Raw genomic sequence first — 7,223 nt, 5'->3', positions numbered from 1 at the left:
TATATCACCACGTTTGAAGCTGCTTTCCGGTGTGCTTGTTTTTGCTCAATTGAAAGTCCAGTTAATAACCAATAGAGTTCCCTAGTACCCACCTGAATTGTCTCTTTAGAGTTATCTGAAGGCCATTTAAACGTTCCCTTTTCAAGTCGTCGGAAGTATAGCCAAAATCCGTTATGATCCCAATGTAATATTTTTATCATTGTCCTGTTTTTATTGCAAAACACAAAAAGATTCGATGAAAATGGGTCGAGAGAAAAACATTGCTGAACTATTGCTGCCAAACCGTCGATAGAGCGTCTCATATCAGTACTTCCAATAGCAAGATATACTTTTTCTGTTCCACTTATGCTCAACATATTGCCTCCAAGGATTTAACTATAGTTTGCAAAAGTCTTTCGTCATATCCGTTCTCAATTTCAATTATAGCTTTACCTATTCTTATGTTGAGTTTTGATGTCATCATTGGTTCAAACTGAATTGGCATCCAGTTTGTTTTGTTAATTTCTTCCTTGTTTTGATTATCTCTTCTATATTTTCTATATTGGAAATTGAATGCTTTGATTTTCAACCCCTTTTCCCTACACCACTGAGCCTGGGTTTTTCCGCTTTTTTCGAATTCTCTAATTAACTTTTCCCATTCTTTATATAACATAAGACGCCTCCTGGTTTTTGGTGTATTATCTCATGCTAACAAATTGATTAACAGATGGGTTGTATTGTACGCTTACACATATATAACCCAGGGGTGGCTCAGGGATTATTACAATAATACAGGTGGAAGTAAAGACAATAAAGTTTCCAATTTAGGTTTTGCCTTTTGTACTGATGAGTTACGGGTTGACGCCAAGTGTTTCTGTTCGGCAGAAAACACTACACATCCTCCGCGCCTTGAAATAACATATTCTACATCCTTCCCAATCAATAATATGAGTTTTACTTACGATCCAAGCAGGTTTAACGATGAAAACGGCTTAAGATTCCGCACGAATTGCTACGCTTATGCCATGAGGATAATAGCAGAGAATACCGGCAGCGAGAACTCCTATGGCTTACAACCAGGTGAGCTTTCAAACACTCCACTGAGTACACCTTACACATTAAATGGAATCTACCAGGCAGTGTCTGCCGATCTTGCAGCATTAGGATTTCAAATCCAGCAGACCACAGCTTCTGCCTCTGTGCCAAGCGGATGGAGGAAAATCGCTATTGCTATTGATGCAGATTCGGATTTCCATTTTTATGTACGTCACAGTGATGGCACATGGTCCCATAAAATGGGCAGCGATGTAGCAAGAAATCTTGATGCAAACGGAGTTATCATATACGATTCAAACATTGAAACCATCAGCAATAATTATTCCAAATATGAAAACTATTCAGATGGCACCATGTATGTTTTGATTAATAAAGGTGCGATTTTGGACTTTGTCAATACTACATCTTCCAGTCCTTCAATAAAGACAAGCGAGAGGGCCGGCGACACATTTATACATTCCAAACCAGTCAGTGTTGGAAGTACAACCAGTGCAAAGTTTGACTATGGAATTGAAAACTTCCAGGACGTGGATTTCTATAAAATCGTAATCTCAACCGCCGGTAATTACTCTTTCTATACTACCGGCGATACCGATACAGTAGGACAGCTTTTCAGCAGCACCGGCACAAGACTGGCCTATAATGACGATAACTATGATGTGAATTGCAGAATTGATTATAACAATCTTGCTGCAGGGACATATTTTGTAAAAATTCACCCATATCATCTGTCAAATTACGGCTCCTACAGCTTTGTTGTGACTAAAAATTAAGTTGTAAAATAAGGAATCAATATAAAAGAACCCATGTTGAGGCTATTGCCATTCATGGGTTCTTTACATAACGAACTAAATGTATCCTGTTTTATAAATTTCAAACGAATTTGGTTTTTCATAGCTTAACCTCAAAATAATCTGTATTTTTTAATTGTGATTGTAGCATAAAACTTTTTTCAGGGATAGATTAAGTAGTATCAAAAAATAGCTATAAAGTATCAATGAATTTAAAATACCTAATGTCTGCTTCAATCAAAGCATCAACTTTAATGCAACCGATATCAACAATTTTTCCACTATCAGGCTTAATTTCTGTGTCAATAAAAGTTCTAGTTCTCATGATCATTCCCCGTTTACTCAGACTAAAAAAACCTCTTAATAATAAATGGACATATAGCAAAAATTATTCCAAGTACCAGCGATAAAACTGTATCTCTTACTAGATATGGATAAATCATCAGAACAACGCCAAAAATTAAAAAGCTAAATTCAGTACTTTTCTTGCCATAAACAAAATACCCTAAACCAATAATACCCATAAACAAGCCTACAAGAATAGATCCCATAACCTTCACCCCTTAATGCTTTATTAAACCTTTTTTACAATTCCTCTTCCACCGTCAACGCGCACCCGGTCGCCAGTCTTGAGCCTTAATGTAGCATCACGGCATCCAACAACCGCAGGAATACCAAATTCTCTTGCCACAATAACTGCATGGGACAATGGTGCACCGATGTCGGTTATAATAGCGGAAGCCCTCGGAAAAAGTGGAGTCCAGCCTATATTTGTAGCAACTGTTACAAGAATTTCTCCATTCATAAATTCACTTGACTTCGAAAAATCATTGAGCACACGAACAGTGCCTTCCACTATTCCAGCAGCCCCGGCATAACCTGTAATGATTTCGCTTTCGGAATTTTCGGCATAACTATTCTCTTCGCCAAAGCCATAGTAATCAATCCTTCTATTCTCACATTTTGCCAATTCAAAAGGATCAAAACGTCCTCTGATTGTCGTAGGAAGTGTCGGCAAAGTCTTGTATCGCTCATAATTTCTTCGTCTTTCAGTAATATGAGGCAAAGCCGATCTATCTCCTTGCAAAAGGTTTACAGCTTCATTAAAATACAAGAAGAAAACACCATCTCCAATTCCATTTATGCTTCCGCATTTGAGCAAAAACTCACGGAATATGCAAAACAACCTGACACCTTTACTGCGAAGCTCCTCACGGGTATGCATAGAATTTGCCAAATTGCTAAGCTTGTTTTCCAGCCATTTTTTCCGTTTTGGAAACATACGGAGGAACTCTTCCTTTGCCTTGATAAACTTTTCCTGCTGCTTCTTCCGAAGCATAGACGCACTAATCCCACTTTTGCAGTATTCCTCAATCAATTTATCTATATAAGCTTCATCCTCGTAAGGATATGGCATTGAAAGCTCCATTTCATTGGGTGAACGATGACCATACCGCCTGGCATATTCTGCCTTTGTCATCTCACCTTTTACCACTTTTTCAAGACAAACAAGGGGCTGCATACTTTCTAAAACTCTATCCCCACCGCAATTGGAACATAAAGCATTGGCAATTTCCTCACCTGCCATTTTAACAAGCTTTTCCCTCGTGTCAAACAAACCATTAAGTGTCACAACTCCAAAGAACGCAGACAGAGCTTTGGCAACGTACGGATTAGCCTCTTCATTCCAAAGCTTCAAAAGACTTTCATTATTATCTGTGCTACGGATTAAATCAATCAATTTAAAAGCATAACGATCTCCATTTTCAATAAAATCCTTCATTCCCATTTTAGAGTATTTATTTTTTGGTCTTTTAAACATTTTGAGAACTGCTTTTATAAATGACCGCCTGCTAATTGGGAAAACCGGGATTTCAACATCCTTAGGTATGTTGCCTGTAACATCACCCAAAATGCTAACAGCTTTCCGCTTTTTTATTCCAAAAGACACCAACAATGAATAGATTACACTAAGATTTGCATAAGGGTGACCACAGATATTATCAATAAATACAGGAAGTCCAAAAGCCTCGCCAACGAATTCTGCAATAGAAAATGTCACAGGAGTGATTACTTTTGGAAATGCTTCTCCCACATTTGTGTTTGAAAATAAAAATTCACCACTCATTGAGCCGTTGACTTCATAGGTTTCATAATTTATACGCCGTATTGTAGTAATAGGCCTTGCCTGCAAAATATGTACTTTTCCGCCTTCAATTGCCCATTCAATATCCTGGGCACATCCATACAACTTACGAATTTTTCTGGCAATATGAAACAGATCTTTGGCATAAGGTTTAAGAAGGTCACTTCCGCAATAAGCATATTTAATCGAGGAAAAAGTAAATTCCTCCGCGTTCCCATCTCCTGAAACTAATAGTTCTCCAACTCCGCGCACAAAATTGCCTACCATTTTTGTACTGCTTCCCGATATAGGGTCAGCAGTAAATAGGACACCTGCAAAATCAGGTTTAACAAATTCCTGAATGACCACTGCAATCTGATTTTGAAATTCCATACCCATGTTTTCGCTGTAGGTTTTTACACGTTCAGCCTTTGAAGACGCTATAACCTTTTCGACTGCTTTAGGAATATTGTTTTTCGCTACATCCAATACTGTTTCAAAACCTCCTGCAAAGGAAGCCTTTTCCCCATCCTCACTCAGACCGGAAGACCTTACGGCATAAGTCTTCTGCTCACATAATCCTGTAATGAGCACAGATAATTCTTCACTTGCCTCCTGCCTCAATACACCATTTTCAAATGCACAAGCTAATATTATAAAACCCTCAGGGATATTCAAATCAGCCTTAGCCATTTTTGAAAGAGACGCACCCTTACCGCCTGCAAAGGCAATCTGTTCTGATGTGATTTGCGAAAAGGAACAAATATACTTCATTTATGAAACTCCTCCTGAACGTGAATATGTTTCTTTAAATATCACACATACACTATTTTCTTTTGCAGATGTATAAACAATTTTCACAATTCTGACTTGCATTTTATATTTCGATTCTATCACATATAATTATAGATTTATATTGAAAATTACAAAATTATCAAATGTTTTACAAATACATAACCCGTTTTAGTGTCAAATGATGTAATTGCTTGACTTGAGCATTAAAATCAGTGGCCGAAAGATTGATAATTTGAAGCAAAAATGCCACGGATGGCATTTTTAGCGTCTCGGGACAGGATGTCCCATAGACGCGGCGAAAAATTATCAAGCCAAGGCCTACTGATTTTTTGCGAAGGTCACGCAATGGAGTCGTTTGACACTAAAACAATAGGCACTACCTTCAAATCAGCTCCACAATATCACGCTTTCCTAATTATAAAACCATAACCCGAAAAACACTATTTTCGCTATATCTAATACTGTTTCAAAGCCTCCCGCAAAGATGAGAAAAAAATTATTATTGTTAAAGACAAATTGATAGTTTATCTATACAGCGGGATATCCAATTATAGGTGCTTTTGGAATTTTACACGAAGGCAAATTACTGTTATAATAGTGCTTAACTGTTAAGCTATATCTTTTACTTACATAATTATCAAGATAAAGTGGAAATGAGAGGTTGAAAAGAAATGTCAGGTTTAATTGCGAAAAATGGACAAAAGATCTTAATAAAAAGTAAATGCAGGACTATGTTTGTGTGGATGTATTTGATTGCTTTTATCTTTACGATATTATTTTCAGTTCAGGTTCATGCTCTAAATGGAGGGGACAAAGCTGCCGGAACTATTCCAGGAGCATTACCTTCAAAATTGATGGTTGGGCTTTTTGAAGGTAATGATAGTTCATGGATGAAAAACAGTGGTGTACCTTGGAATTCAAGATACATTTACTTAACAAAGGGTTGGGCTAATAACTGGGGTTGGGGAGATCGTGATGGAACTTACGCACTCAATTTCATGAAAAGCTGTGATCAGATGAATGCCGTGCCATATATACAATATTATTGTATGAATGAAATGCCCGGAGGTGGCGAGGCACAATTCTATACAAAAACAAAAAATAGTGCAACAATGAAAGAGTATTTCTCTGATTTCATTTTATTAATGAAAAAAGTTAAAGAGTTTGGGAAACCGGTAGTAATTCTAGTAGAAGCTGATGGGTTTGGATTTATGCAGAAGCAGACTAAATCTACCAGTGATTATTGTGCAATAAAGGATACAGGACTATCGGAACTTAAGGACCTTCCTAATAGTGTTTCCGGTTGGGGGATGGCATTTTTGGAAATACGCAGGAAAGTTGTTGCGAAAAATGCGTTGCTGGGCATTCATGTATCAGGATGGGCCAGCGGGAAAGATATAGTCTACTTCTCAACATCAGATAAACTTCAACCTGAAGTTGACAAAGTGTATTCGTTTTTATCCCCAATGGGACTGGGCTCCAATCAAACCGGTGAAATGTATGATTTGCTGGTTGGTGATCCTTTGGACAGAGATCCTGAGTTTTATAAAATAAACAATAACCAGGATAGATGGCTTGATACAAATGATAATGCCTCTACAAACTCCAAGAGTTTTAATCGTTATGCGGAATGGCTTAGACTGTGGAATGTAAAAAGTCAAAAACGCTGGATATTATGGCAAATTCCTCTGGGAAATTCAAATCACAAGAATGTATACAATAATGGTGGAGATAGAGAAGGTTATAAAGGTAATTTTCCTGAATACTTTTTTGGGAACGGAATGGAAAATCACCTGGCTAAATATGCAAACTCAGGGGTTATAGCATTGCTGTTTGGTGCAGGTACTAAAGGACAGGCCTCCTTTCAAAATGACATTTATACTGATGGACAGCCCTTTATGAAAAAACATGTAGGAGATTTCTTCAAGTCAGGTGGAATGACTCTTGGAAAAAACATTACTCTTCCTAAAAATGTATCGCAGATTTCAATGAAAATTGGAGATGCATATATGCTGGCAGATGGGATATCTGCAGAAATAGATCCTGGAAGAGGTACAAAGCCCTTGATCATAAACAATAGAACTATGTTACCTATACGAGCAACTATTGAAGCATTAGGAGGAAGCGTAACCTGGGAAGGTTCGTCAAAAAAAGTTTCAATCCAATTAAACGGTAAGAACGTCAATCTATGGATTGGTAGTAGTTCTATACAAGTAAACGGACAGAATATAAATAGCGATTGTGCTCCTGCCATAATAAATGATAGGACATATGTTCCTTTAAGAGCTGTATTAGAAAACCTGGGGTGTAATGTACAATGGGTTGAATCTACCAAATCAATTATTATAAGGAAAGGTTAATACTTAATTTCTTAGAATATTATTATTTGGAAAAAGGTGTATTAAGATATTCGGGGGCTATTATACAAGCAGTACAAATTTATTTAACTGCTTGTGTGATAGCCAGTATTTTCAAAG

Annotated in this window: 7 protein-coding genes; 2 read left to right on the top strand and 5 right to left on the bottom strand. The window is 37.3% G+C overall.

Annotated features, from left to right (window positions below; translation table 11 throughout):
• Positions 1–356: IS66 family insertion sequence element accessory protein TnpB (tnpB, locus tag ACECE_RS26695; protein ID WP_026073830.1), on the bottom strand; the 356-nt coding region annotated here is incomplete at its 3' end.
• Positions 350–652: an IS66 family insertion sequence element accessory protein TnpA gene (gene tnpA, locus ACECE_RS0205530; RefSeq protein ID WP_010245199.1), complete on the bottom strand. Its 303-nt coding sequence runs from the start codon at positions 650–652 to the stop codon at positions 350–352. The genes tnpB and tnpA, both read right to left, overlap by 7 nt.
• A 43-nt stretch (positions 653–695) precedes the next feature.
• Between tnpA and ACECE_RS0205525 the strand changes: the two genes are divergently transcribed.
• Entirely contained in the window at positions 696–1,808 is a 1,113-nt protein-coding gene (locus tag ACECE_RS0205525) for a pre-peptidase C-terminal domain-containing protein (RefSeq protein ID WP_162862490.1), read from the top strand.
• A 211-nt stretch (positions 1,809–2,019) separates the two neighbouring features.
• Here the strand turns inward: ACECE_RS0205525 and ACECE_RS32070 are convergent, their stop codons facing one another.
• The 3 genes from ACECE_RS32070 to ACECE_RS0205505 are packed head-to-tail and all read right to left on the bottom strand — an operon-like array spanning position 2,020 to position 4,725.
• Positions 2,020–2,151 (bottom strand): hypothetical protein, encoded by a 132-nt coding sequence (locus ACECE_RS32070; RefSeq protein ID WP_268871008.1) that lies wholly within the window; start codon positions 2,149–2,151, stop codon positions 2,020–2,022.
• A 22-nt stretch (positions 2,152–2,173) separates the two neighbouring features.
• Positions 2,174–2,377, bottom strand: a complete 204-nt coding sequence (locus ACECE_RS0205510; RefSeq protein ID WP_010245191.1) for a hypothetical protein — start codon at positions 2,375–2,377, stop codon at positions 2,174–2,176.
• A 23-nt stretch (positions 2,378–2,400) separates the two neighbouring features.
• Positions 2,401–4,725, bottom strand: a complete 2,325-nt coding sequence (locus ACECE_RS0205505; RefSeq protein WP_010245188.1) for a PEP/pyruvate-binding domain-containing protein — start codon at positions 4,723–4,725, stop codon at positions 2,401–2,403.
• 692 nt (positions 4,726–5,417) lie between these two features.
• Here ACECE_RS0205505 and ACECE_RS26690 point away from each other — a divergent pair.
• Positions 5,418–7,106: a copper amine oxidase N-terminal domain-containing protein gene (locus ACECE_RS26690; RefSeq protein ID WP_010245185.1), complete on the top strand. Its 1,689-nt coding sequence runs from the start codon at positions 5,418–5,420 to the stop codon at positions 7,104–7,106.
• Positions 7,107–7,223: the final 117 nt, after the last annotated feature.

This window comes from Acetivibrio cellulolyticus CD2 (assembly GCF_000179595.2).
Classification (GTDB): Bacteria; Bacillota; Clostridia; order Acetivibrionales; family Acetivibrionaceae; genus Acetivibrio; species Acetivibrio cellulolyticus.
This window is presented reverse-complemented; position numbering and strand designations above follow the sequence as displayed.